This window comes from Pseudomonas sp. P5_B3 (genome assembly GCF_056400405.1).
In genome coordinates this window covers 38,543-63,700 of sequence record NZ_JBFULI010000003.1, presented here as the reverse complement: position 1 = coordinate 63,700, position 25,158 = coordinate 38,543, and the positions used below count along the sequence as shown (strand labels likewise).

The 25,158-nt window shown below is 58.3% G+C and carries 20 protein-coding genes, 2 tRNA genes and 1 pseudogene; 3 read left to right on the top strand and 20 right to left on the bottom strand.

What is annotated here, in order from left to right:
* Window positions 1-138: 138 nt before the first annotated feature.
* The 11 genes from infB to rlmE form a co-directional block, all read right to left on the bottom strand.
* Window positions 139-2,664, bottom strand: coding sequence for a translation initiation factor IF-2 (gene infB, locus AC1DRN_RS03225; RefSeq protein ID WP_223458598.1), 2,526 nt, complete (start codon window positions 2,662-2,664; stop codon window positions 139-141).
* Between the two features lie 27 nt (window positions 2,665-2,691).
* Window positions 2,692-4,173: a transcription termination factor NusA gene (gene nusA, locus AC1DRN_RS03220; protein ID WP_008057419.1), complete on the bottom strand. Its 1,482-nt coding sequence runs from the start codon at window positions 4,171-4,173 to the stop codon at window positions 2,692-2,694.
* A 59-nt stretch (window positions 4,174-4,232) separates the two neighbouring features.
* Window positions 4,233-4,691, bottom strand: a complete 459-nt coding sequence (gene rimP / locus AC1DRN_RS03215; protein ID WP_007973115.1) for a ribosome maturation factor RimP — start codon at window positions 4,689-4,691, stop codon at window positions 4,233-4,235.
* A gap of 138 nt (window positions 4,692-4,829) precedes the next feature.
* Window positions 4,830-4,906: transfer RNA gene (locus tag AC1DRN_RS03210), tRNA-Met, on the bottom strand.
* A 97-nt stretch (window positions 4,907-5,003) separates the two neighbouring features.
* Window positions 5,004-5,089: transfer RNA gene (locus AC1DRN_RS03205), tRNA-Leu, on the bottom strand.
* A gap of 22 nt (window positions 5,090-5,111) precedes the next feature.
* Window positions 5,112-5,495 carry a preprotein translocase subunit SecG gene (secG, locus tag AC1DRN_RS03200; protein ID WP_017336473.1) on the bottom strand — a complete coding sequence of 128 codons (384 nt, stop codon included), beginning with the start codon at window positions 5,493-5,495 and terminating at the stop codon, window positions 5,112-5,114.
* 4 nt (window positions 5,496-5,499) lie between these two features.
* Window positions 5,500-6,255, bottom strand: coding sequence for a triose-phosphate isomerase (tpiA, locus tag AC1DRN_RS03195; protein ID WP_223458595.1), 756 nt, complete (start codon window positions 6,253-6,255; stop codon window positions 5,500-5,502).
* 66 nt (window positions 6,256-6,321) lie between these two features.
* Entirely contained in the window at window positions 6,322-7,659 is a 1,338-nt protein-coding gene (gene glmM / locus AC1DRN_RS03190; protein ID WP_223458593.1) for a phosphoglucosamine mutase, read from the bottom strand.
* A 16-nt stretch (window positions 7,660-7,675) separates the two neighbouring features.
* Window positions 7,676-8,527, bottom strand: a complete 852-nt coding sequence (gene folP / locus AC1DRN_RS03185; protein ID WP_223458590.1) for a dihydropteroate synthase — start codon at window positions 8,525-8,527, stop codon at window positions 7,676-7,678.
* Window positions 8,528-8,535: 8 nt separating this feature from the next.
* On the bottom strand, window positions 8,536-10,446 hold the full coding sequence (gene ftsH, locus AC1DRN_RS03180; RefSeq protein ID WP_477786629.1) for an ATP-dependent zinc metalloprotease FtsH: 1,911 nt from the start codon (window positions 10,444-10,446) through the stop codon (window positions 8,536-8,538).
* A gap of 199 nt (window positions 10,447-10,645) precedes the next feature.
* Window positions 10,646-11,278 (bottom strand): 23S rRNA (uridine(2552)-2'-O)-methyltransferase RlmE, encoded by a 633-nt coding sequence (gene rlmE / locus AC1DRN_RS03175; RefSeq protein ID WP_223458588.1) that lies wholly within the window; start codon window positions 11,276-11,278, stop codon window positions 10,646-10,648.
* Between the two features lie 105 nt (window positions 11,279-11,383).
* On the opposite strand from rlmE, the gene AC1DRN_RS03170 reads away from it, so the two are divergent.
* Window positions 11,384-11,692: a YhbY family RNA-binding protein gene (locus tag AC1DRN_RS03170; protein WP_007942889.1), complete on the top strand. Its 309-nt coding sequence runs from the start codon at window positions 11,384-11,386 to the stop codon at window positions 11,690-11,692.
* Window positions 11,693-11,734: 42 nt separating this feature from the next.
* Here AC1DRN_RS03170 and AC1DRN_RS03165 read toward each other — a convergent pair.
* From AC1DRN_RS03165 to grpE, 8 genes and pseudogenes are all read right to left on the bottom strand, one after another.
* Window positions 11,735-11,962: pseudogene (locus AC1DRN_RS03165) on the bottom strand (MFS transporter); the annotation flags it as partial.
* Between the two features lie 28 nt (window positions 11,963-11,990).
* Window positions 11,991-12,467 (bottom strand): transcription elongation factor GreA, encoded by a 477-nt coding sequence (gene greA / locus AC1DRN_RS03160; protein WP_034148383.1) that lies wholly within the window; start codon window positions 12,465-12,467, stop codon window positions 11,991-11,993.
* Window positions 12,468-12,469: 2 nt separating this feature from the next.
* Window positions 12,470-15,691 carry a carbamoyl-phosphate synthase large subunit gene (gene carB, locus AC1DRN_RS03155; RefSeq protein ID WP_223458586.1) on the bottom strand — a complete coding sequence of 1,074 codons (3,222 nt, stop codon included), beginning with the start codon at window positions 15,689-15,691 and terminating at the stop codon, window positions 12,470-12,472.
* A gap of 117 nt (window positions 15,692-15,808) precedes the next feature.
* Entirely contained in the window at window positions 15,809-16,945 is a 1,137-nt protein-coding gene (carA, locus tag AC1DRN_RS03150) for a glutamine-hydrolyzing carbamoyl-phosphate synthase small subunit (protein ID WP_223458584.1), read from the bottom strand.
* A gap of 259 nt (window positions 16,946-17,204) precedes the next feature.
* Entirely contained in the window at window positions 17,205-18,011 is an 807-nt protein-coding gene (dapB, locus tag AC1DRN_RS03145; protein ID WP_223458582.1) for a 4-hydroxy-tetrahydrodipicolinate reductase, read from the bottom strand.
* Between the two features lie 10 nt (window positions 18,012-18,021).
* Window positions 18,022-19,146 carry a molecular chaperone DnaJ gene (gene dnaJ / locus AC1DRN_RS03140; RefSeq protein WP_057716482.1) on the bottom strand — a complete coding sequence of 375 codons (1,125 nt, stop codon included), beginning with the start codon at window positions 19,144-19,146 and terminating at the stop codon, window positions 18,022-18,024.
* Window positions 19,147-19,441: 295 nt separating this feature from the next.
* Window positions 19,442-21,358: a molecular chaperone DnaK gene (dnaK, locus tag AC1DRN_RS03135; protein WP_223458581.1), complete on the bottom strand. Its 1,917-nt coding sequence runs from the start codon at window positions 21,356-21,358 to the stop codon at window positions 19,442-19,444.
* Between the two features lie 102 nt (window positions 21,359-21,460).
* Window positions 21,461-22,027: a nucleotide exchange factor GrpE gene (gene grpE, locus AC1DRN_RS03130; protein ID WP_223458579.1), complete on the bottom strand. Its 567-nt coding sequence runs from the start codon at window positions 22,025-22,027 to the stop codon at window positions 21,461-21,463.
* Between the two features lie 240 nt (window positions 22,028-22,267).
* Between grpE and recN the strand changes: the two genes are divergently transcribed.
* Window positions 22,268-23,941 carry a DNA repair protein RecN gene (recN, locus tag AC1DRN_RS03125; protein ID WP_223458577.1) on the top strand — a complete coding sequence of 558 codons (1,674 nt, stop codon included), beginning with the start codon at window positions 22,268-22,270 and terminating at the stop codon, window positions 23,939-23,941.
* Window positions 23,942-24,021: 80 nt separating this feature from the next.
* Here the strand turns inward: recN and fur are convergent, their stop codons facing one another.
* Window positions 24,022-24,426, bottom strand: coding sequence for a ferric iron uptake transcriptional regulator (gene fur / locus AC1DRN_RS03120; protein ID WP_003197684.1), 405 nt, complete (start codon window positions 24,424-24,426; stop codon window positions 24,022-24,024).
* A 97-nt stretch (window positions 24,427-24,523) separates the two neighbouring features.
* Between fur and AC1DRN_RS03115 the strand changes: the two genes are divergently transcribed.
* Window positions 24,524-25,051: an outer membrane protein assembly factor BamE gene (locus AC1DRN_RS03115; protein WP_223458575.1), complete on the top strand. Its 528-nt coding sequence runs from the start codon at window positions 24,524-24,526 to the stop codon at window positions 25,049-25,051.
* The last annotated feature ends 107 nt before the right edge of the window (window positions 25,052-25,158 follow it).

The following is a 25,158-nucleotide window of genomic DNA, read 5'->3' as shown; positions in this document are numbered from 1 at the left end:
CCACGGTGAAACCCGTGTGGTCTGAAAGCGGCAAACGCCCGGCCTGACAGAAGCCAGACCGGGCGTTGCGTTTAGAGTCCGGGTGACGAACTGCGCACTTGCATGCGGCGGCCCGTCACGGCTCTTGAAGTGCGCGAATTAGAGGCTGCGAGCAACCTGCACCTTCTCGAAGACTTCGATCTTGTCACCGACCTTGACGTCGTTGTAGCTCTTCACGCCGATACCGCATTCCATGCCGGCACGTACTTCGGAAGCGTCATCCTTGAAGCGGCGCAGGGATTCCAGCTCGCCTTCGAAGATAACGATGTCTTCACGCAGTACACGGATCGGACGGTTACGGTGCACAACACCTTCGATAACCATGCAACCGGCGATCGCGCCAAACTTCGGCGAACGGAACACGTCACGCACTTCGGCGATGCCCAGAATGTTCTCGCGAACATCGCTGCCGAGCATACCGGTCAGGGCTTTCTTGACGTCTTCGATGATGTCGTAGATCACGTTGTAGTAACGCATATCCAGACCTTCCTGCTCGACGATCTTGCGCGCGCCGGCATCGGCACGCACGTTGAAGCCGAACAGTACAGCGTTGGAGGCCAGTGCCAGGTTGGCATCGGATTCGGTGATACCACCGACGCCGCCACCGACCACACGCACTTGCACTTCGTCGTTACCCAGGCCGTTCAAGGCACCGTTCAACGCTTCGAGCGAACCACGGACGTCAGATTTGAGGACGATGTTGAGCGTCTTCTTCTCTTCCTGGCCCATGTTTTCGAAGATGTTTTCCAGCTTGCCGGCGTGAGCGCGAGCCAGTTTGACTTCGCGGAACTTGCCTTGACGGAACAGAGCCACTTCACGGGCTTTCTTCTCGTCGGCAACCACGCTCATCTCGTCGCCAGCGTCCGGGGTACCGTCCAGGCCGAGGATCTCGACAGGGATGGCCGGACCGGCTTCCTTGATTGGCTTGCCGTTCTCGTCGAGCATGGCACGTACACGGCCATAGTTCGAACCGACCAGGACCATGTCGCCCTGACGCAGGGTACCGTCTTGAACCAGAACGGTAGCCACCGGGCCACGGCCCTTGTCGAGACGGGATTCAACCACGACGCCACGGCCAGGAGCCGACGGAGTTGCAGTCAATTCCAGGACTTCGGCTTGCAGCAGTACCGCTTCGAGCAATTCGTCGACGCCAGTACCCATCTTCGCCGAGACCGGTACGAACGGCGTGTCACCACCCCACTCTTCCGACGTCACGCCGTGTACCGACAGCTCGCTACGGATGCGATCGAGATCGGCGCCCGGCTTGTCGATCTTGTTCACCGCCACGACCAGCGGAACACCCGCAGCCTTGGCATGCTGAACAGCTTCAATGGTCTGCGGCATCACGCCGTCGTCCGCTGCAACCACCAGGATCACGATGTCGGTCGCCTTGGCACCACGGGCACGCATTGCGGTAAACGCAGCGTGACCAGGGGTATCGAGGAACGTCACCATGCCACGGTCGGTTTCAACGTGGTAAGCACCGATGTGCTGGGTGATACCACCGGCTTCGCCAGCAGCAACCTTGGCACGACGGATGTAGTCGAGCAGGGAAGTCTTACCGTGGTCAACGTGGCCCATTACGGTCACGACTGGTGCACGGGAAACTGCCTCGCCTTCAAACTTCAGGGACTCGGCCAGGGAATCTTCCAGGGCGGTGTCGCTGACCAGGGTCACTTTGTGGCCCAGCTCTTCGGCAACCAGTTGGGCAGTTTCCTGATCCAGTACCTGGTTGATGGTCGCTGGAGTACCCAGTTTGAACATGAACTTGATGATTTCAGCAGCCTTCACCGACATCTGCTGGGCGAGATCGCCAACAGTGATGGTTTCGCCGATCTTCACTTCGCGCACGACAGGGCCGGTCGGGCTCTGGAAACCGTGGGCGTTGCGCTTCTTCAGCTTGGCCTTGCCGCGACCACCACGGCGGAAGCCATCGCTTTCTTCGTCGGTAGTACGTGGGGCAACGCGCGGAGCAGGCGCCTTTTCCTTGACCGAAGCACGATGCGGAGCGTTTTTGCGCTCGCCATCGCCGCTACCGCGACGATTGTTGTCGTCGGCACGTGGCTTGTCCGGACGACGCTGTTCGTCACGCTTGCGGGCATCGACCGCAGGAGCTGGAGCGGCTGCCACAACCGGTGCGCTTTCGCGAACTGGCTCGGCCACCACAGCAGGCGCTGCAACAGGTACGGCTTGAGCGGTCGGCGCAGCAGCAGGCTGGCGACGCGCTTCTTCTTCGGCGCGGCGCTTGGCTTCTTCTTCAGCCTTCTGACGAGCAGCATTTTCTACTGCGCGACGTTCATCCAGTTCACGCTTGCGCTCGGCTTCGATTTCTTCCGGGCTGCGCTGTACGAAGACTTTCTTCTTGCGTACTTCAACGCTGATGCTTTTGCTGCCAGCAACCCGCAGGGTGCTGGTGGTTTTACGCTGCAGCGTAATTTTGCGTGGTTCTTCCACTTTCGCCTTGTGGCTGCTTTTCAAGTGAGTCAGCAACGATTGCTTCTCACTGTCAGTCACACTTTCTTCGGCGGCGGTGTGCGGCAGACCTGCCTCACGCATCTGCTGCAACAGGCGCTCTACCGGTGTTTTGACCTCATCGGCCAGTTGTTTCACCGTGACTTGCGTCATGCACTTCTCTCCTCAGGCCGCGCCTAATTACTCGAACCAGTGGGCTCGGGCGGCCATGATCAACTTGCCGGCACGATCATCGTCAATGCCGTCGATGTCGAGCAGGTCGTCAATAGACTGCTCGGCCAGGTCTTCGCGGGTAATTACGCCGCGCACCGCCAGTTCCATCGCCAAATCCTTGTCCATACCCTCAAGCGAGAGCAGGTCTTCGGCCGGATGGGCGTCTGCCAGCTTTTCCTCAGTAGCGATGGCTTTAGTCAACAAGCGATCCTTGGCCCGAGCGCGAAGCTCGTTGACGGTGTCTTCGTCAAAGCCGTCGATGTTGAGCATTTCTTCCAACGGTACGTAGGCAATCTCTTCCAGGCTGGTAAAGCCTTCGTCCACCAGCACCTGCGCCAGATCTTCGTCGACTTCCAGCTCGTCGATGAAGTTGCGCAGGATATCGCCGGTTTCCGCTTGCTGTTTAGCCTGGATGTCCGATTCGGTCATCACGTTCAGGGTCCAGCCAGTCAACTGGCTAGCCAGACGCACGTTCTGACCACCGCGACCGATGGCCTGAGCCAGATTGTCTGCGCCAACGGCGATGTCCATTGCATGGGCATCTTCGTCAACGATAATTGCCGCAACCTCGGCCGGGGACATGGCGTTGATCACGAACTGAGCCGGGTTGTCGTCCCACAGAACGATGTCAACACGCTCACCGCCCAACTCACCCGACACTGCCTGGACGCGCGAACCGCGCATACCGATGCAAGCGCCCTGCGGGTCGATGCGTTTGTCCTTGGAGCGAACGGCGATCTTGGCACGCGAACCCGGATCACGGGACGCAGCCATCACTTCGATCAGGCCTTCGGCAATTTCCGGCACTTCGATGCGGAACAACTCGATCAGCATTTCCGGCGCGGTGCGCGACAGGATCAACTGCGGGCCGCGGTTCTCGGTGCGGATTTCCTTGAGCAGCGCACGCAGACGCACGCCAACCCGGAAAGTTTCGCGAGAAATGATGTCTTCACGAGCCAGCAACGCTTCAGCGTTGTTGCCCAGATCAACGATCACGTTGTCGCGGGTGACTTTTTTCACGGTGCCGGAGATGATTTCACCCAGGCGCTCGCGATAAGCGTCAACCACCTGAGCGCGCTCGGCTTCGCGAACTTTCTGCACAATGACTTGCTTGGCAGTCTGTGCAGCGATGCGGCCGAACTCGATGGACTCGATTTTCTCTTCTACGACATCACCGACCTTGGCGCCAGGATGCGTTTCGGCAACCTTGCTCGGCCAGGTTTCGATGGCCGGATCGTCCAGGTCTGCTTCTTCGACGACCGTCCAGCGACGGAATGTCTCGTATGCACCCGTGTGGCGATTGATTTCCACACGCAGATCAACTTCGTCTTCGAAACGCTTTTTGGTAGCAGTGGCCAGAGCCAGCTCCAGCGCTTCAAAAATAACGTTTGCCGGTACGCCCTTTTCATTGGATACCGACTCAACAACCAGCAGTACTTCTTTGCTCATCGTACGCCTCGCCTTTCGCAAGCCATTGGATCCGCGGGATCCGCAGTATCTGGCACGCCTCAGTCAAAACTGGGAATAATGTTGGCCTTGTCGATCATATCGATCGGCAACAGGAACTCGTGGTCTTCTACCTGCACCACGACATCCTGCTCTTCTACGCCGCGCAGAAGGCCCTGAAAGTTGCGTCGTCCTTCAAAAGGCGAGCGCAGCTTGATCTTCACTTGTTCACCGGCAAATTTTGCAAACTGCTCAAGAGTGAACAGCGGGCGTTCCATGCCAGGCGAGGAAACTTCAAGGGTGTATTCAACGGAAATTGGATCTTCAACATCCAGCACACCGCTGATCTGACGGCTGACGATGGCGCAATCGTCCACCAGCACGCCGCCTTCTTTATCGATATAAACGCGCAACATCGAGTGACGACCCTGAGCCGAAAACTCGATACCCCAGCATTCATAGCCTAGGGCCACGACCACCGGGGCCAGCAAGGCCTGCAACTCTTCTAGCTTGCTCGACACCTGAACCCCCTAGTGCATGTATGTGCATGCTATGCAAAATAAAAAAATGGGCGAAACGCCCATCCTTGAAACGCCGTCGAACAGCGGCGTTGAAAGTGTCCAGCTAACAAAAAGCCCCTTAAAAGGGGCTCCTTAAACTGGTTGCGGGGGCCGGATTTGAACCGACGACCTTCGGGTTATGAGCCCGACGAGCTACCAGACTGCTCCACCCCGCGACAAAGCTGGGGCGGAAGTATACGACCGATCCCCTACAGGGTCAATGTAACCTTCCACCTGCAAGAAAGCCCGCAACAGCGGGCTCTCCTGACTAATTGGTACCGAGAAGGGGACTCGAACCCCTACACCCTATGGGCACAACCACCTCAAGGTTGCGTGTCTACCAATTCCACCACCTCGGCAATACTACGTTTGAAACCCTTCTTACTTCTGCTCTTGAGCTGGAGGCACGTCAGTCGCTGGAGTAGCCGACTTTTGCTCTTGAAGCACCGGGACATCATCAGAAGCCGGTTGTTGCTTTGGAACTTCCAGTACCGCTGGATTTGGGAGACCTACTTGAGTCAGCTGGTGAGCCTTCTCTTTAGCAAAGTAACCTAACCCCAAGCTGGTTATGAAAAAACCTGCGGCAAGTATAGCAGTAAACTTACTAAGAAAGGTAGAGGAACCTTGGCTTCCGAACACAGTATTTGAAGCACCTGCTCCGAAAGACGCGCCAGCATCCGCACCTTTACCCTGCTGCAGCAAAACCAGAGCTACTACGCCCAATGCACCCAGCAGATGAAAAACGACTACGACTGTTTCCAGCATTTTTTCAGTTTCCCGCGGCGCGACAAATCGCACCGAACTCATCTGCATTCAGGGAAGCCCCACCAATGAGACCCCCATCGATATCCGGCATGCCGAACAGTTCGACCGCATTGGCCGCCTTCACGCTGCCGCCGTATAGAAGCCGCACACCTTGTGCGACCTCAGAATTCTCTGCCGCCAACTGGGCGCGAATGGCTGCGTGCACATCCTGCGCCTGTTGTGGCGTTGCAGTCAGCCCGGTGCCAATGGCCCAGACCGGCTCGTAAGCGATCACTGCCTTGGCAAAGGCACCGACACCCAGCTCCTCAATGATACTGCCCAGCTGATGCGAGACAACCTCAAGAGTCTTTCCGGCTTCACGCTGCTCAAGGGTTTCCCCTATGCACAACACCGGAATCAAGCCACATGCCTGTGCCGCTGCGAACTTGCGGATCAGCATTGCGTCCTGCTCGCCCATAATCTGGCGGCGCTCGGAGTGCCCGACAAGCACCAGGGAACAACCTGCATCCACCAACTGACTCGGTGCAACTTCACCGGTCAACGCACCTTGCCCGGATTCCACCGCAGAATTCTGCGCGCCGACCGAAATCGACTTTCCTTCCAGGCCATCAATCACTTGATTGATATGCAGGCAAGGCGGGAATACCGCGACATCAACATCGCTCGGCAAGGCCAAGTCACGAAGGCCGTTGATCAGCTCAGCGACGCTGGCGCGGGTACCGTGCATCTTCCAGTTACCAGCTACCATAGGGCGACGCATGCTGTACCTCGTCGGTCAAAGTGGGCGCAGATGTTACCCAACACAATCATGGCTGGCAAGCCGAATTCAGGCAGAAACTTCAGTAACCAGTTTTGCCAGCTCTTCGGCATAGCTACGAACCTGCGTTTCGTCCTCGCCTTCGACCATCACACGCACCAGTGGTTCGGTTCCGGACTTGCGCAACAGCACACGCCCCCGACCCGCCATCGCCTTGGTCACACGCTCGCTGGCCTCCTTGACCGACGGATGGTCGAGAGGGTTTGCGCCGCCGCCGAAGCGAACGTTGATCAGCACCTGAGGGCATTTGCGCAGCGCCTGACGCGCTTCAGCCAAACCTTGCGCACGGGCTTTCAACGCCTTCAGCACCTGCAACGCGGCGATAATCGCATCACCAGTGGTGGTGTAATTGAAGCAAACGATATGACCCGAATTTTCGCCACCGACCAGCCAGTTGCGCTCCAGCAGATCAGCAATCACATAACGATCACCAACATTGGCGCGAACAAATGGAATCGCCAGGTCGGCCAAGGCCAACTCCAATCCCAGGTTGCTCATCAGCGTACCGACTACACCACCTTGCAGCTTGTCTCGCTCATGCAGGTCGCGAGCAATGATGAACAGCAACTCATCACCATCGACGATGGCCCCCGTGTGATCCACCATCAACACCCGGTCACCATCACCATCGAAGGCGATACCCAGATCGGCGTGCTCAGCCAGCACAGCGGCCTGCAGTTGCCCCATATGGGTCGAGCCGCAGTTGTCATTGATATTCAAACCATTGGGCTGCGCGGACAAGACCACGACTTCGGCACCCAACTCACGAAACACACTCGGCGCCACTTTATAGGTCGCACCATGGGCGCAGTCGATCACAATCTTGAGGCCGGTAAAGCTGGTACCGGTCGGCACACTGCTCTTGCAGAATTCGATATACCGACCCGACGCGTCATTGATTCGCGACACTTTGCCGATCTTGCTCGACTCCACCACAGTCATTGGAGTGTCGAGCAACTCTTCGATCATATGCTCGACTTCATCCGGCAGCTTGGTGCCTTTGCCGGAGAAGAACTTGATGCCATTGTCATCATGCGGATTGTGCGACGCACTGATCACGATGCCAGCTTCGGCATGAAAGGTGCGCGTCAGATAGGCAATGGCCGGGGTCGGCATAGGCCCCAGAAGCATCACATCAGCACCTGCCGACGTCAGCCCGGCTTCAAGTGCCGATTCAAACATGTAGCCGGAGATCCGGGTGTCCTTGCCTACCAATACCTTGCAGGTGCCCATCTTGCGGAACGCCATACCTGCAGCCCAGCCGAGCTTGAGCATGAAATCAGGAGTGATCGGGTATTCACCGACACGCCCACGAATACCATCGGTGCCAAAATATTTTTTGCTCATAAGTGCTCCATCATTCTTATTCGGCTGATTCCACTGCGGCAATCATCCGCACCACATCCATTGTTTCGGCTACATCATGGACGCGCAATATACGCGCACCTTTCGTCGATGCCAGCGCCGCAAGCGCCAAACCACCATACAATCGGTCCCCCACCGGACGATTCAACGCCTGGCCAATCATGCTCTTTCGCGAAACCCCGACCAACAGGGGCCGCCCCAAGGCATGCAGGGCTTGCATATGTTTGAACAAGCTCAGGTTGTGCTGCAAGGTTTTGGCGAAGCCAAAGCCCGGATCAAGAATGATCCGTTCGGCTGGAATACCCGCCAATGAACACTGATGCATGCGCTCGGCGAGAAACCCACCCACTTCTTTCGTAATGTCCTGGTACTGCGGATTGTCCTGCATATCGCCCGGTTCTCCCAGCATATGCATCAGGCAAACCGGTAGCCCGGTGGCCGCCGCTGCATCCAGGGCGCCATCGCGACGCAACGAACGCACATCATTGATCAACCCGGCACCCAGGCGCGCGGTTTCACGCATGACCGCTGGCGTGGAGGTGTCGACCGAGATGATGACGTCCAGCTCGCGGCTGATGCGCTCGACAATGGGCGCTACGCGCTCCAGCTCCTCCAGTGGCGACACCGCCCTGGCACCAGGACGGGTGGACTCGCCGCCGACATCGATCAACGTCGCGCCGGCCGCCACCATGGCTTCGGCGTGACGCATTGCCGCGTCGAGCTGGCTGTATTGGCCACCATCGGAGAAAGAATCAGGAGTGACATTGAGAATACCCATGACATGTGTCTGGGCCAAATCAAGAACCCGGTTGCCGCAAGGCAACCGGGTCGAGGACTGAACAGAAGTCATTTCAAACCTTATACGTCAGCAGCAGGACCGCCGATCGGTGTTTCCGGACGCTCATCCTGCACCACCGGAGGGGTGCCGGAAGTACCCGTGCCACCCGACCAGTCGCGTGGCTCGCGAGGTGTACGCCCCGCCATGATGTCGTCGATCTGCTCGGCATCGATCGTTTCGTACTTCATCAAGGCATCGGCCATCGCATCGAGCTTGTCACGGTTGTCCGTGAGGATCTGCTTCGCCGTGCCGTAGCACTGATCGATGATGCTGCGTACTTCAGAGTCGATCAGCTTGGCTGTATCACCAGAGAAGCTTGCATTCTGACCGCCACCGCCGCGCCCAAGGAACACTTCACCCTCTTCTTCGGCATACATCAACGGCCCGAGTTTCTCCGAAAGTCCCCACTTGGTCACCATGTTCCGCGMAATCTGGCTGGCGCGCATGATGTCGTTGGAAGCACCGGTGGTCACGCCATCGAAGCCCAGAGTCATTTCTTCAGCGATACGACCGCCGTACAGCGAGCAGATCTGGCTGATCAACGCACGCTTGGACAGGCTGTAACGATCTTCTTCCGGCAGGAACATGGTCACACCCAGCGCACGACCGCGCGGAATGATCGACACCTTGTACACCGGATCATGCTCAGGCACGACACGACCCACGATGGCGTGGCCCGCTTCGTGATAAGCCGTGTTCTGTTTTTCCTTCTCGGACATGACCATGGATTTGCGCTCGGCGCCCATCATGATCTTGTCTTTCGCCAGTTCGAATTCTTTCATCTCGACGATGCGCTTGCCGGCCCGGGCAGCGAACAACGATGCCTCGTTCACCAGGTTGGCCAAGTCAGCACCAGAGAACCCTGGAGTACCACGAGCGATCACGGCCGGGGCAACGTCGTCGCCCATCGGCACTTTGCGCATGTGAACCTTGAGAATCTGTTCGCGACCACGGATGTCCGGCAGACCGACCACAACCTGACGGTCGAAACGGCCTGGACGCAGCAACGCAGGATCCAGTACATCAGGACGGTTGGTTGCGGCGATCACGATGATGCCGTCATTCATTTCAAAGCCATCCATCTCCACCAGCAATTGGTTGAGAGTCTGCTCGCGCTCGTCGTGACCACCACCCATGCCAGCACCACGATGGCGACCGACCGCATCGATTTCGTCGATGAAGATGATGCATGGAGCGTGTTTCTTGGCCTGTTCGAACATATCGCGAACACGGCTGGCACCAACACCGACGAACATTTCGACGAAGTCGGAACCGGAAATGGTGAAGAACGGTACTTTGGCTTCGCCGGCGATGGCCTTGGCCAGCAAGGTTTTACCGGTACCCGGAGGACCGACCATCAGCACGCCGCGAGGAATGCGGCCACCCAGGCGCTGGAACTTGCCCGGATCGCGCAGGAACTCGACCAGCTCACCGACTTCTTCCTTGGCTTCGTCGCAACCGGCAACGTCAGCCAGGGTTGTTTTCACCTGATCCTCGGAGAGCAGACGCGCCTTGCTTTTACCGAAGCTCATCGGCCCGCCCTTGCCACCGGCACCGCCCTGCATCTGCCGCATGAAGAACATGAACACGGCGATAATCACGAGGATCGGGAAGCTGGCAACCAGAAGCTGAGTCCAGATGCTTTGCTGTTCAGGCTGCTTGCCTTCGACCACGACGTGGTTATCCACCAGGTCGCCGATCAGGCCGTTGTCCTGGATCGCCGGGCGAATGGTCTTGAAGCTGTCGCCATCGTTGCGCTTGCCGGTAATCACGTAGCCATCAACCGCCACGCGTTCGACCTTGCCATCCTTGACCTGCTGGATGAAGTCGGAATAGTTGAGGGTCTGTGGCTCGTTAGGGCTGGAGAAGTTGTTCATCACCGTCACCAGGACAGCCGCGATGATCAACCACAGGATCAGATTCTTTGCCATATCGTTCAATTAACTACCCTCTGAAGCAAGCTCCGCTACTGACGCGCGCTTCGCATGATATTCACCGGCCTAACTTACTACATTACCTACGACTTGGCAGGCGTCGTCTGTAACCCTTTGTGAAACACTTCCTACACAATATTCGCTAATTCTGACAAGGCGTAATACAAAAATCCTATCGCCCCGATCAAAAATTCACTCAACCCTCACTGCGTCCGCGGAAACCGCGGCCCAGCAGGTACTGCTCGCGAGAACGGTCGCGCGACGAGGTCGGCTTGCGCATCTGCACCTTCTCGAACTGCTGGCGAACGCTCTTGTGGAACTCGTCGAAGCCTTCGCCCTGGAAGATTTTGATCAAAAAATCACCACCGGGCTTGAGCACCCGCGTCGAAAGATCCAGTGCCAACTCGCACAGGAACATCGCTCGCGGCATGTCCACGGCCGGTAATCCACTCATATTGGGGGCCATGTCGGAAATCACAAGGTCTACGTCTTTATTTCCGACGGCCTCGAGGATCTGAGCCAGCACGGCATCCTCGGTAAAGTCGCCCTGAATGAAGGTCACGTCCGGAATGCTGTCCATTTCCAGAATGTCAGAAGCGATCAGTGTCCCCTGCCCACCAATCAGACGACTGGTCACCTGGGACCACCCACCGGGGGCCGCACCAAGGTCGATTACGCTCATGCCCGGACGGATCAGACGATCCTTTTCCTGGATCTCCAGCAGTTTGTAGCTGGCGCGGGAGCGGTACCCGTCTTTTTGTGCCATTTTGACGAATGGGTCGTTGAAATGTTCTTTCAGCCAGTTAAGGCTTGTCTTGGAACGGGCCACGGGATACCTCGGAAATAAAACGGGTCGTGATTAACTGGGCGGTCCCGGACTCGCTCGGGTAAACTGGCCGCCGCTTTTTACAAGATCAGACGCAGGGGTCAGATTATGCCGCTCACTCAAGAGCAGAAGAAACAGTACAAATCCATTGGCCATCATCTGAAACCAGTATTGATTGTGGCAGACAATGGTTTGACTGAAGGTGTGTTAGCCGAACTCGAACGCGCTTTGGCGGATCACGAGCTGATCAAGATCAAGCTCAACATCCTCGATCGCGAATCGCGCCTGGCGTCCATTGCAGAGCTCTGCAAGGTCGGCAAAGCGGATCTGGTTCAGGTCATCGGCAAGATGGCACTGATCTACCGCAAGAACTTCAGCGTCAACAAGCAACTGTCGAACGTCCATCGCTTCAAGTGATGGCAAGGGTCAAGGGTGTGCTTCGCGCACCCTGCCGCTCCACCCGCGAAAATCCCGCCATAGACTGACAGGGCCCTCGGCCTTAATCAGCACCAAAGCCTGAAAAATCACGCACGCTGCGGCAAGTCCCGCCATCGGCGCCTTCAGCATGACTGCAATTTCGTCGATCAGCAGCGGTGCCAGGCCCATTCGACCCAGCACCGGCAACAGACCAGTTTGCAACAGCCACAAGCCGCCGACCTACAACATCCGGGTCAGCTGCCAAAGCATGGCGCCCGTACGAAACGGGCGCCGGCCTTCAGATGTGGCGAACTTCGACGATCTCGTACTCGATAACGCCGCCAGGCGTTTTCACGGCGACCACATCACCCTCTTCCTTGGCAATCAAGGCGCGGGCCAGTGGCGAACCAACAGAGATTTTGCCCAATTTGAAGTCAGCCTCATCCTCACCAACGATGTGATAGGTGACGCGCTCGTCAGTTTCGACGTTGGCGATTTCAACAGTGGTGCCGAAAATCACTTTGCCAGTATGAGGAATGGTCGTGACATCAATGATGACCTGATTCTGAATCCGGCCCTCGATGTCACGGATCCGCGCCTCGACCATACCCTGCTGCTCGCGGGCAGCGTGGTATTCGGCGTTTTCCTTCAAGTCACCCAACTCGCGGGCCGTACCGATGTCCTGGCTGAGCTTCGGACGAACGACCTTGGTCAGGTGAGTGTGCTCTTCTTCCAGGGCGCGAGCGCCCTGAACGGTCATTGGGTACTTCGTTATGCTCATGCCTTCAATCCTGCGTGTAGATCCTGCAAGCGGCGCACGGTCTTCTCGGGACCGAACTTCAGCGCTTCACAGATGGCTTCGCCAGCAGCAATGGTGGTGGTGCAGTAAATCTTGTGCTGCAGGGCATTACGACGAATGGAGTACGAATCAGCGATCGACTGACGACCTTCGGTGGTGTTGATGATCAGGGTGACTTCGTCATTCTTGATCATGTCGACCACGTGTGGACGACCCTCGGTCACCTTGTTCACACGGCGCACTTTCAGGCCTGCAGCCTCGATCAGCTTGGCAGTACCGGCAGTGGCAACCACTTCGAAGCCCAAGTTGATCAGATCACGGGCCACGCCCGCAACCAGTGGCTTGTCGTCGTCACGTACGCTGATGAACGCAGTACCGCCAGTCGGCAACACTTCGCTGGCACCCATCTGGGCCTTGGCGAACGCTTCACCGAAGGTGTCGCCCACGCCCATCACTTCACCGGTGGACTTCATCTCTGGGCCGAGGATCGGGTCAACGCCAGGGAATTTGGCGAACGGGAACACCGCCTCTTTCACGCTGTAGAAGTTCGGGATGATTTCCTTGGTGAAGCCGATTTCCTTCAAGGTCTTACCCGCCATGACGCGAGCCGCGATCATTGCCAGGGAAACACCGATGCACTTGGACACGAACGGTACGGTACGGGAAGCGCGCGGGTTGACTTCGATGACGTAGATGTCGTCGCCTTGCAGCGCCAACTGAACGTTCATCAGGCCGACCACGCCCAGCTCCAGGGCCATTTTCTTGACCTGTTCGCGCATCTCGTCCTGGATGTGCGCAGGCAGCGAGTACGGCGGCAGCGAGCACGCGGAGTCACCGGAGTGAACACCAGCCTGCTCGATGTGCTGCATGATCGCGCCGATTACCACGTCCTTGCCGTCGCAGACCGCATCCACGTCCATTTCGATGGCGCAGTTGAGGAAGTGGTCCAGCAGCACCGGGCTGTCGTTGGACACTTGAACCGCTTCGCGCAGGTAGCGCTTGAGTTCTTCTTCTTCGTAGACGATTTCCATCGCACGGCCGCCCAGTACATAGGACGGACGCACCACCAGCGGGTAACCGATCTTGCTGGCGGCACGAATCGCTTCGTCTTCGCTGCGCACGGTGGCGTTTGGCGGCTGACGCAGGTTCAGGCGCTGGACCATCTGCTGGAAACGCTCACGGTCTTCGGCACGGTCGATGGCGTCAGGGCTGGTGCCGATGATCGGCACGCCGGCGGCTTCCAGGGCACGCGCCAGTTTCAGCGGGGTCTGGCCACCGTACTGGACGATCACGCCTTTTGGCTTCTCGACGCGGACGATTTCCAGCACGTCTTCCAGGGTCACTGGTTCGAAGTACAGGCGATCGGAAGTGTCGTAGTCGGTGGAAACGGTTTCCGGGTTGCAGTTGACCATGATGGTTTCGTAACCGTCATCGCGCAGTGCCAGAGCCGCATGTACACAGCAGTAGTCGAACTCGATACCCTGGCCGATGCGGTTAGGACCACCACCCAGGATCATGATCTTGTCGCGACCCGATGGCGCGGCTTCGCATTCTTCTTCGTACGTCGAGTAGAGGTACGCGGTGTCGGTGGCGAACTCGGCAGCGCAGGTGTCGACGCGCTTGTAGACCGGGAAGATCTCCAGCTTGTGACGGTGAGCGCGCAGGCTCTTCTCGGTCACACCCAGCAACTTGGCCAGGCGCATATCGGAGAAGCCTTTGCGCTTGAGGCGGAACATCAGATCGCGGTCGATGCTGGTCAGACCCAGGGTCTTGACCTTCTCTTCTTCCTTGATCAGGTCTTCCATCTGCACCAGGAACCAAGGATCGATCATGGTCATGCCGAAGATGTCTTCAACGCTCATGCCGGCGCGCATCGCGTCCGCCACGTACCAGATACGCTCGGCACCCGGTACGGTCAGCTCGCGCTTGAGTACGCTCATGCTTTCCGGGTTGGCCAGATCAACCTTCTCGTCCAGACCGCAAACACCGACTTCCAGGCCGCGCAGGGCTTTCTGCAGGGATTCCTGGAAGGTACGGCCGATGGCCATGACTTCACCGACCGACTTCATTTGAGTGGTCAGGCGGGCGTCGGCTTTCGGGAATTTCTCGAAGGCAAAACGCGGCAATTTGGTGACGACGTAGTCGATGGACGGCTCGAAGGACGCCGGGGTCTTGCCACCGGTGATGTCGTTCGACAGTTCGTCGAGGGTGTAACCCACTGCCAGCTTGGCCGCGACCTTGGCGATCGGGAAACCGGTGGCTTTCGAGGCCAGTGCCGACGAACGGGATACCCGTGGGTTCATCTCGATCACGACCATGCGGCCGGTGTTCGGGCAGATACCAAACTGAACGTTGGAACCGCCGGTTTCCACGCCGATCTCGCGCAGTACCGCCAGGGAGGCGTTACGCAGGATCTGGTATTCCTTGTCGGTCAGGGTCTGTGCCGGAGCCACGGTGATCGAGTCACCGGTGTGCACGCCCATCGGGTCGAAGTTTTCGATGGAGCAGACGATGATGCAGTTGTCCTTCTTATCGCGGACAACCTCCATTTCGTATTCTTTCCAGCCGATCAGCGATTCATCGATCAGCAGCTCTTTGGTCGGCGACAGGTCCAGACCACGGGCGCAGATTTCTTCGAACTCTTCACGGTTGTAAGCGATACCGCCACCGGTGCCGCCCATGGTGAAGGACGGACGGATGATGCACGGGAAGCCGAGCTTCTCGAGGACCGCATTGGCCTCTTCCATGCTGTGGGCGATACCGGAACGCGGGCACGCCAGGCCGATGGACTTCATCGCCTTGTCGAAACGCGAACGGTCTTCAGCCTTGTCGATGGTGTCGGCGTTGGCACCGATCATTTCTACGCCGAACTTCTCCAGAACGCCTTCGCGCTCCAGGTCCAGGGCGCAGTTCAGAGCGGTCTGGCCACCCATGGTTGGCAGCAGCGCGTCCGGACGCTCTTTCTCGATGATCTTGGCAACGGTCTGCCACTTGATCGGCTCGATGTAGGTGGCGTCGGCCATGGCCGGGTCGGTCATGATAGTGGCCGGGTTGGAGTTCACCAGGATGACGCGGTAACCCTCTTCGCGCAGGGCTTTGCAGGCCTGGGCGCCGGAGTAGTCGAATTCGCAGGCCTGGCCGATCACGATCGGGCCAGCGCCAAGAATCAGGATGCTTTTAATGTCTGTACGTTTTGGCATGGGTTTGTCACTCAAATCCGCAGGTCAGTCGGCAAGCCGTCTTGTTCAATCTCTGAAGAGTTGAGGGGGCCGCCGGTGCGGGGCCACCCTCAAGCTTTGCTACATCAGGGCGAGCGATCAGCGTCGCTTGGCCATCTCGGTGATGAAGCGATCGAACAATGGCGCTACGTCGTTCGGGCCAGGGCTGGCTTCCGGGTGACCCTGGAAGCTGAAGGCGCTCTTGTCGGTACGCTCGATACCTTGCAGGGTGCCGTCGAACAGCGATTTGTGGATCGCGCGAACGTTGGCTGGCAGGGTCTCTTCGTCTACGGCAAAACCGTGGTTCTGGCTGGTGATCATCACCACGCCGCTGTCCAGGTCCTGGACGGGGTGGTTGGCACCGTGGTGGCCGTGACCCATTTTCAGGGTCTTGGCGCCGGAGGCCAGGGCCAGCAGCTGGTGACCGAGGCAGATACCGAAGACCGGAATCTCGGTTTCCAGCACGTCCTTGATCGCCTGGATCGCGTAGTCGCAAGGCTCCGGATCACCAGGGCCGTTGGACAAGAACACGCCGTCCGGCTTCAGCGCCAGCACATCGGCGGCAGGGGTTTGCGCAGGCACGACAGTCACGCGGCAACCGCGCTCGACCAGCATGCGCAGGATGTTCACCTTGACGCCGTAGTCGTAGGCAACCACGTGGTACGGCAGCTCGGAGGCTTCGATGGTCGCGTGGCTGTCGGTTTTCAGATCCCAGACAGTCGAGCGCCACTCGTAGCTTTCCTTGGTGCTGACGACTTTCGCCAGGTCCATGCCCTTGAGACCAGGGAAACCCTGGGCGGCGGCGATGGCGGCGGCTTCGGAAATGTTGTCGCCGGCCATGATGCAGCCGTTCTGCGCGCCTTTTTCACGCAGGATGCGCGTCAGGCGGCGGGTGTCGATACCGGCGATGGCCACAACATTGTTGGCCTTCAGGTAGTCGGACAGGGACATCGTGTTACGCCAGTTGCTTGCCACCAGTGGCAGGTCACGGATGACCAGGCCGGCAGACCAGACGCGGTTGGACTCGGCGTCTTCCGGCGTGGTGCCGGTGTTGCCGATGTGCGGGTAAGTCAGGGTAACGATCTGTTGGGCGTAGGAAGGATCGGTAAGGATTTCCTGATAGCCGGTCATTGCGGTGTTGAACACCACCTCACCAACGGTTTGACCGTCGGCTCCAATGGCTTCGCCGCGAAAAATGCTGCCATCAGCAAGGGCGAGTATGGCTGGCTTAGTCAAGAAGACCTCCCGTAAATAAAGCCTGAAAGGGCGATCGCAGGTTGTAAAAAAGCGGAGTGACGTATGGACACGTCACCCCGCTTCTTCACCGAATTATTCTGCGCGCTTTTAGTGGACACACTAAAGCTGTAGCTTACAGAAAAAGGCTTTTTTGGTCTACCGCCAATGAGCCTTAAAGGCTGGAGAATGCGACAGGACGTCGCTTGACGGAACAAAACCGGGCTCAAACGCTGTGCGCGAGCCCGATTTCGGGTGCATCTTAACGCAGATCGAGCACGTCTTGCATGTCGTAAAGGCCAGGTTCGCGCCCGTCCAGCCACAATGCAGCACGTACCGCGCCCTTGGCGAACGTCATGCGACTGGACGCTTTATGCGTGATTTCCAGACGCTCCCCCTCACAGGCGAACAGCACAGTGTGATCGCCGACCACATCGCCACCACGAACGGTGGCAAAACCGATCGTTTCACGCTCACGCGCGCCGGTATGACCTTCACGACCATAGACCGCGACCTTTTGCAGATCACGATCCAGGGCGCTGGCGATCACCTCGCCCATACGCAGCGCGGTGCCTGAAGGCGCGTCGATCTTGTGCCGGTGATGCGCTTCGATGATTTCGATATCCGCCTCATCACCCAGCACGCGCGCCGCCATGTCGAGCAACTTCAGCGACAGGTTCACACCTACGCTGAAATTGGCCGCGAACACGATCGGAATATCCTTGCCCGCCTCGGCCAGCAACTGCTTTTGTGCAGCATCCAGCCCGGTGGTGCCGATGACCATGGCTTTACCTGCCTTGCGGCAGAACGCCAGGTTTTTCAGCATGACTTCCGGCAGCGTGAAGTCGATCAACACATCGAACTCCTCCGCCACTGAATCCAGGTTGCCGGACAACGGCACACCGATACGCCCCAAGGACGCCAACTCACCCGCATCCACACCAATCAGCGTGCTGCCCGGTCGGATGATGGCGGCCGTCAGACCGGTCAGCGGTGCACGCTGCTGCACCGCCTCGACCAGGATTTTACCCATGCGCCCGGCGGCACCCATCACAGCAATACGTCGCATGCCTGTCTCCTTACAAATCACCGAAGAAGCGCTTCACGCCTTCGAACCAACCGGTGGTTTTCGGCGAATGGCTGTTGTCGTCCGCCAGGGAGCTACGGAACTCCTCAAGCATTTCACGCTGGCGACGGCTCAGGTTGACCGGAGTCTCGACCGCCACACGACACATCAAATCACCGGCACCACCGCCGCGCACAGGCGCAACGCCCTTGCCGCGAACGCGGAACTGCTTGCCGGTCTGGGTCCCCTCAGGGATCTTCAGTTTGACTCGACCATCAAGGGTCGGAATCTCCAGCTCGCCACCCAGCGCCGCATCGACGAAGCTGATCGGCACTTCGCAGAACAGGTGCTTGCCATCGCGCTGGAAAATCGAGTGCTCGCGCACGTTGATCACCACGTACAGATCGCCAGTTGGCCCACCCTGGGCACCCGCCTCGCCTTCGCCGGACAGACGAATGCGGTCACCGGTATCGACACCGGCCGGCACTTTCACCGACAGGGTCTTGTACTCTTCGACACGACCTTCGCCGTGGCAGGAGTCGCACGGATCGGAAATGATCTTGCCCTGGCCATGGCAGCGCGGGCAGGTCTGCTGCACCGAGAAGAAGCCTTGTTGCATGCGCACCTGGCCGATACCGCCGCAAGTCGGGCAGGTCACCGGAGCAGAACCCTTCTTGGCGCCGGAACCGTCGCAAGGCTTGCAGTTGACCAGCGTCGGAACGCGGATATTCACGGTCGTACCGCGTACTGCCTCTTCGAGGTCCAGCTCCAGGGTGTAGCGCAAGTCACTGCCGCGCTGAGCGCCACCACGGGAACCGCCGCGACCGCCACCGAAGAAGTCACTGAAGACATCGCCAAAGATGTCGGAGAAGTTCTGACCGCCGAAACCGGCACCGCCACCCCCCATGCTCGGGTCGACACCGGCATGACCGTACTGGTCGTATGCCGCGCGCTTGCTGGAATCGGACAGCACTTCGTAGGCCTCGTTGGCCTCCTTGAACATCTCTTCCGACGCCTTGTCATCGGGATTACGGTCCGGGTGATGCTTCATCGCCAGGCGACGGTAGGCCTTCTTCAGGTCTGCTTCGCTTGAGCCACGCTCAACACCCAACACTTCGTAATAGTCACGCTTTGCCATAAGTCTTTGCACTCTTAAGGACGTCCGGCACAACCCTCCTGAGTCTGCCGAACTCGTTGAGCCCCAATACAGGCCCGGACCCAACTCACGTCAATTCAACGATCCTGGTCTTTGATTCTTGCGGTACTTGCGGCGCGAAAAGCAGGAGCATTTCCGACCATACCAACAACACACAAACGCTGTCGCATGCTGTAAAAATTCGCGTATTCCAGATACGCCAACGCGGGAGCAAGCTCCCGCGCGGCGACATCCTACCAGTCACCGCCTGAAGGCAGTCAACCGGCCGACCAACAACTTACTTGTGGTCTTTGACTTCTTCGAACTCGGCGTCGACAACGTCATCAGCCTTTTCCGCCTTGTCGTCGTGCGGTGCCGCGCCTTCAGCAGGCTGAGCCTGTTCGGCGTACATCTTCTGCGCCACTGGAGCGGAGACTTTCGACAGCTCTTCAACCTTGGCGTCGATAGCAGCCTTGTCGTCGCCTTTGACGGCGGCTTCCAGGGCAACTACGGCAGCTTCGATTGCAGTCTTCTCTTCCGCGGTCACTTTATCGCCGGCATCGGTAACCATTTTGCGCGTCGAGTGAACCAGTGCGTCGCCCTGGTTGCGGGCAGTGGCCAGCTCTTCGAACTTGCGGTCTTCCTCGGCGTTAGCCTCGGCATCACGCACCATGCGCTCGATTTCTTCGTCGGACAGACCGGAGTTGGCCTTGATCACGATCGACTGAGTCTTGCCGGTAGCCTTGTCCTTCGCACCTACGTGCAGGATGCCGTTGGCGTCGATGTCGAAGGTCACTTCGATCTGCGGCACACCACGTGGAGCCGGTGGAATGTCGGCCAGGTCGAACTTGCCCAGGGACTTGTTCTGTGCGGCTTGCTTACGCTCGCCTTGCAGCACGTGGATGGTCACGGCGCCCTGGTTGTCGTCGGCAGTCGAGAACACTTGCGATTTCTTGGTAGGAATCGTGGTGTTTTTCTCGATCAGCGCGGTCATCACGCCACCCATGGTTTCGATACCCAAGGTCAGCGGGCTGACGTCGAGCAGCAGAACGTCTTTCACGTCACCGGCCAGTACCGCGCCCTGGATAGCAGCACCCATGGCAACCGCTTCGTCCGGGTTGACGTCTTTACGAGCTTCTTTGCCGAAGAACTCGGTCACCAGCTTCTGAACCAGCGGCATGCGGGTCTGACCGCCCACCAGGATCACGTCGTTGATCGCGCCAACGTCGATACCGGCATCTTTCATTGCGATGCGGCAAGGTTCGATGGTGCGCTGAACCAGGTCTTCCACCAGCGCTTCGAGCTTGGCGCGGGAGATCTTCACGTTCAGGTGCTTTGGACCGGTGGCGTCTGCAGTGATGTACGGCAGGTTCACGTCGGTCGACTGGCTCGAGGAGAGTTCGATCTTGGCTTTTTCAGCAGCTTCTTTCAGGCGCTGCATGGCCAGCGGGTCGCCCTTGAGGTTCATGCCGCTTTCTTTCTTGAATTCGTCGACGAGGTAGTCGATCAGACGAATGTCAAAGTCTTCACCGCCCAGGAACGTGTCACCGTTGGTGGCCAGCACTTCGAACTGGTGCTCGCCATCGACTTCAGCGATCTCGATCACGGAAACGTCGAAAGTACCGCCGCCCAGGTCGTAAACGATCACGGTGTGATCGCCCTTCGCCTTGTCCATACCGTAAGCCAGAGCAGCTGCGGTTGGTTCGTTGATGATACGTTTTACGTCCAGACCGGCGATGCGGCCGGCGTCTTTGGTCGCCTGACGCTGGCTATCGTTGAAGTAGGCCGGAACGGTGATCACCGCTTCAGTCACGGTCTCGCCGAGGTAGTCTTCGGCGGTCTTCTTCATTTTCTTCAGGATTTCAGCCGAGATTTGTGGCGGTGCCATTTTCTGGCCGTTCACTTCAACCCAGGCGTCGCTGTTGTCAGCCTTGACGATCTTGTAAGGGACCATCTGGATGTCTTTCTGCACGACTTCTTCGTCGAAACGACGACCGATCAGACGCTTCACCGCATACAGGGTGTTGTGCGGATTGGTCACAGCCTGACGCTTGGCCGATTGGCCAACCAGAATTTCGCCATCGTTGGCGTAAGCGATGATCGACGGCGTGGTACGCGCGCCTTCAGCGTTTTCAATAACTTTTGCCTTGCCGTTTTCCAGCACGGAGACGCAGGAGTTGGTAGTCCCCAGGTCGATACCGATAATTTTGCCCATGTTCACTCTCCCGAAACTTTGGATTTGGTTGCCGCAGCAGTGGTGGCTAACTGCGGTAGCACTTAAACGCTTGACTTATAAATGGGGGCCTTGCGGCGGATTTCAAGCCTGCTCGTCAATCGAAGGCGAAACCGGCGCAGGCGCCTTGCTGACCACGACCATCGCCGGGCGCAGCAAGCGACCATTGAGCTGATAGCCCTTCTGAAACACCTTCAGAACGCTGTTCGGCTCGACATCGGCGCTTTCCTGCATGGCCATCGCCTGATGTTGAACGGCGTTGAACGGCTCGCCATGCGGATCGATCGCTTCAAGCTGATAACGCTTGAGGGTGTCCTGGAACATTTTCAGGGTCAGCTCGATGCCTTCGCGCATCGGACGGATGCTTTCGTCGTCCGGGCTGGACAGCTCCAGGCCGCGCTCCAGGCTGTCGACGATCGGCAGCAGGTCGCCGGCGAATTTTTCCAGCGCGAACTTGTGAGCCTTCTCCACATCCTGCTCGGCGCGACGGCGGACGTTCTGCAGATCGGCGGCTACACGCAAAGCCTGATCCTGAGCGCCTGCCAGTTGCTCTTCGAGCACTTGTACACGAGCCGCCAGGTCTTCACCCGAAGCCTCGGGCGCCTGGTTGGCGTCTGGGTTTTGCGTATCCACTGTCTGTTCGTCAGCCATAGATTTCTCCTTTCAATATCGTCCGCGAGCTCAACTCGCGCTTCTGCCCAGCTATATGGGGCCGCAAAATCCGGCTTCAAGGGGCACCGACGATTAACCCTACAAAAAACAACTGCTTTGTCATTCCCGGTTGCGATAAGGCTTTCGTCGGACCGAGCGAATCGAGCTAACGAGGGGCATTGTCAGCCAGAAACAAAACACTGTATAAATAACCAGACCTAACACCTGGGAGCGGCCCATATGCTGGTGCACCTGTCCGTACACAACTACGCCATCGTTGAACATCTCGATCTCGAACTCGATCGCGGGATGAGCGTGATCACCGGGGAAACCGGCGCGGGCAAGTCGATCATGCTCGACGCGCTGGGCCTTACCCTGGGTGATCGCGCCGACAGCGGCGTGGTTCGCCCCGGCACCGACAAGGCCGACATCCTGGCCACCTTCGATCTGGCCGACATTCCGGAAGCCAGCGCCTGGCTGGCCGAACGCGACCTCGAAAACGACGGCCCGTGCATCCTGCGCCGGGTGATCACATCCGAAGGACGCTCCCGCGGCTACATCAACGGCACGCCCTGCCCGCTTGGCGATCTCAAGGCGCTGGGCGAGCTGCTGATCGACATTCACAGCCAGCACGAACACCAATCCCTGCTCAAGACCGACACCCATCGCCGCCTGCTCGACGAGTACGCCGGGGCCACGGACCTTGCCCGCCAGGTGCAGCTTGCCGCACAGCGCTGGCGCCAGACTCGCCAGGAGCTGGATCGACTCTCCAACTCCGGCGACGAACAACGCGCTCGTCACCAATTGCTCAGCTACCAACTCGAAGAGCTGGAAAACCTCGGCCTTGGCGACAACGAACTCGAGCAGCTAGAGCAGGAACACAAGAACCTGACCAACGCCGAGACCTTGCTCGGCATCTGCCGGCAAGTCGTCGAGCAATGCAGTGAAAGTGATTCCGGAAATGTACTGAACGCCCTCACCGCCAGCCTCAATCGCCTGTCGAGCGTGAACAGCTCGATCGGTGCACTGGGCGAAGCCAGCAGCTTGTTGACCAGTGCACAGATCCAGGTTGAAGAGGCTGTCGGTGAACTGAACCGCTTCCTCGATAACTTCGACGCCGATCCGTCGCGCCTTCAATACCTTGAGGAACGCCTCGACGCGATCTACACCCTGGCGCGCAAACACCGCATCCAGCCGACCGAAGTCGCCGAGATGCAGCAGAAACTGCTGGATGAAATCGAAACCCTCAACGCCAACGACGAATCCATCGAGCGGCTGAGTGATGAGCTGTCTTCATACGCTCGCCATTATCAGGAAAAGGCCCGGGAACTGAGCGACCTGCGTCATCAAGCCTCGAGCAGCCTGGCCAGCGCAGTGGAACAGGAAATCCAGCGCCTGGGCATGCCTGGCGGGCGCTTCACCATCGAACTGCGTCCAAACAGCAGCGACGAACTGATGCCTAACGGACTTGAACAAGTTGAACTGCTGGTCAGCGCCAACCCGGGACAACCATTAAAAGCCTTGGCAAAAGTCGCATCCGGTGGCGAGCTGTCACGGATCAGCCTGGCGATCCAGGTGATCACCGCACAGACCTCTCGTGTCCCGACCCTGGTGTTCGACGAAGTCGATGTCGGCATTGGCGGCCCGACCGCGGAAATCGTCGGCCAGTTGCTGCGCAGGCTTGGCGAGCGCGGGCAGGTACTGACCGTGACCCACTTGCCGCAGGTGGCGGCGCAAGGTCATCAACATCTGTTTGTACATAAAGTGCGCGGCGAAGATGCCACCCGCACGGCCGTTTCCAAACTGAGCAAAAACGACCGCGTCGAAGAAGTCGCACGAATGCTGGGCGGCATCGATCTCACCAAGGAATCCCTGGCGCATGCCAAAAAAATGGTGGTGGCCGCAAAAGCTTGAATAAATAAAGGCAGAAAGCACGAAGGCGACCCTGGGGTCGCCTTCGTTCGTTTCGCGAACCTTGCGTTCGCGCGACATGCTTACTTTTTCTTGCGCACGTACAGCACCAGATTGTGATCAACCATCTCGAAGCCATACTTGTCGACGATTGCTTTCTGAAGCCGCTCGATTTCTTCGTCGAAGAATTCGATCACTTCGCTGGTTTCGACGTTGACCATATGGTCGTGATGCTTGCCGTCGTCCAGTTCGAAGACCGCATGGCCTCCGTCGAAGTTGTGCCGCACCACAAGGCCAGCTGCCTCGAACTGGGTCAGAACACGGTAAACCGTGGCCAGACCGACGTCCTCACCAGCCTCCATAAGGGCCTTGTAGACATCCTCGGCACTCATGTGGCGCTGCTCGGCGGAGTCGAGCATTTGCAGAATTTTGACCCGTGGCAGGGTCACTTTGAGGCCGGCTTTGCGTAGTTCGCTATTTTCAACCATGGTCAGCTTTCTCGCGATGCTGCTTCGCAGCTTCTCTTAATGCGGGTATGATCGGCGTTTACGTTGTCCCAGCCAAGATAGTGGAAGTCGCCCACCGATGCAAAACACCAAGCTCTTGCTAACCAGTTTCACCTTTGTGGGACTGCTCGCACTCGCCGGTTGTTCATTCCCCGGGGTTTACAAAATCGACATCCAGCAGGGCAATGTCGTCACGCAGGACATGATAGACCAGTTACGCCCGGGAATGACCCGTAAGCAAGTACGGTTTATCATGGGCAACCCTCTGCTGACTGACACGTTCCATGCCGATCGCTGGGATTATCTGTACAGCCTGCAACCCGGTGGCGGTGAACGCCAACAGGAACGCATCAGCGTTATCTTCAACCCAAATGATCAGCTTGTCAGCCTCTCTGGTGATTTCATGCCAGGCGTGAGCCGTGACGAAGCCATCCTTGGCAAGGACAGCGGCACGACAGTGGCTGCCCCGGCAGAAAACGTCGAAAAACCAAAACCGGAAAAACCGGTCAAGCCAGGTTCGTTGCTGGATCAGATCCAGAAGGACGTCGACGGTGTAGAAACCGCTCCAGTCCCGACGCCTGAACCGCTGGACACCTCGCCGCAGTAATTGGCGAATGATGCCGCTTGCCTGGGCATCAAGCTCCAGCAAGGCTGCTCTGAAAATCCGCTGCCAGACCTCTGGCGGCGGATTTTTTTATGTACCGGCAATAGTGA

Excerpts from the sequence above, each read along its gene's own strand:
- dnaK (WP_223458581.1), bottom strand. The coding sequence starts at position 21,358 with ATGGGCAAAATTATCGGTATCGACCTGGGGACTACCAACTCCTGCGTC.
- folP (WP_223458590.1), bottom strand. The coding sequence starts at position 8,527 with ATGACTTCTGTTCAGTCCTCGACCCGGTTGCCTTGCGGCAACCGGGTT.
- dnaJ (WP_057716482.1), bottom strand. The coding sequence starts at position 19,146 with ATGGCAAAGCGTGACTATTACGAAGTGTTGGGTGTTGAGCGTGGCTCA.
- glmM (WP_223458593.1), bottom strand. The coding sequence starts at position 7,659 with ATGAGCAAAAAATATTTTGGCACCGATGGTATTCGTGGGCGTGTCGGT.
- grpE (WP_223458579.1), bottom strand. The coding sequence starts at position 22,027 with ATGGCTGACGAACAGACAGTGGATACGCAAAACCCAGACGCCAACCAG.
- infB (WP_223458598.1), bottom strand. The coding sequence starts at position 2,664 with ATGACGCAAGTCACGGTGAAACAACTGGCCGATGAGGTCAAAACACCG.
- dapB (WP_223458582.1), bottom strand. The coding sequence starts at position 18,011 with ATGCGACGTATTGCTGTGATGGGTGCCGCCGGGCGCATGGGTAAAATC.
- AC1DRN_RS03170 (WP_007942889.1), top strand. The coding sequence starts at position 11,384 with ATGCCGCTCACTCAAGAGCAGAAGAAACAGTACAAATCCATTGGCCAT.
- carB (WP_223458586.1), bottom strand. The coding sequence starts at position 15,691 with ATGCCAAAACGTACAGACATTAAAAGCATCCTGATTCTTGGCGCTGGC.
- fur (WP_003197684.1), bottom strand. The coding sequence starts at position 24,426 with ATGGTTGAAAATAGCGAACTACGCAAAGCCGGCCTCAAAGTGACCCTG.
- secG (WP_017336473.1), bottom strand. The coding sequence starts at position 5,495 with ATGCTGGAAACAGTCGTAGTCGTTTTTCATCTGCTGGGTGCATTGGGC.
- tpiA (WP_223458595.1), bottom strand. The coding sequence starts at position 6,255 with ATGCGTCGCCCTATGGTAGCTGGTAACTGGAAGATGCACGGTACCCGC.
- AC1DRN_RS03115 (WP_223458575.1), top strand. The coding sequence starts at position 24,524 with ATGCAAAACACCAAGCTCTTGCTAACCAGTTTCACCTTTGTGGGACTG.
- recN (WP_223458577.1), top strand. The coding sequence starts at position 22,268 with ATGCTGGTGCACCTGTCCGTACACAACTACGCCATCGTTGAACATCTC.
- nusA (WP_008057419.1), bottom strand. The coding sequence starts at position 4,173 with ATGAGCAAAGAAGTACTGCTGGTTGTTGAGTCGGTATCCAATGAAAAG.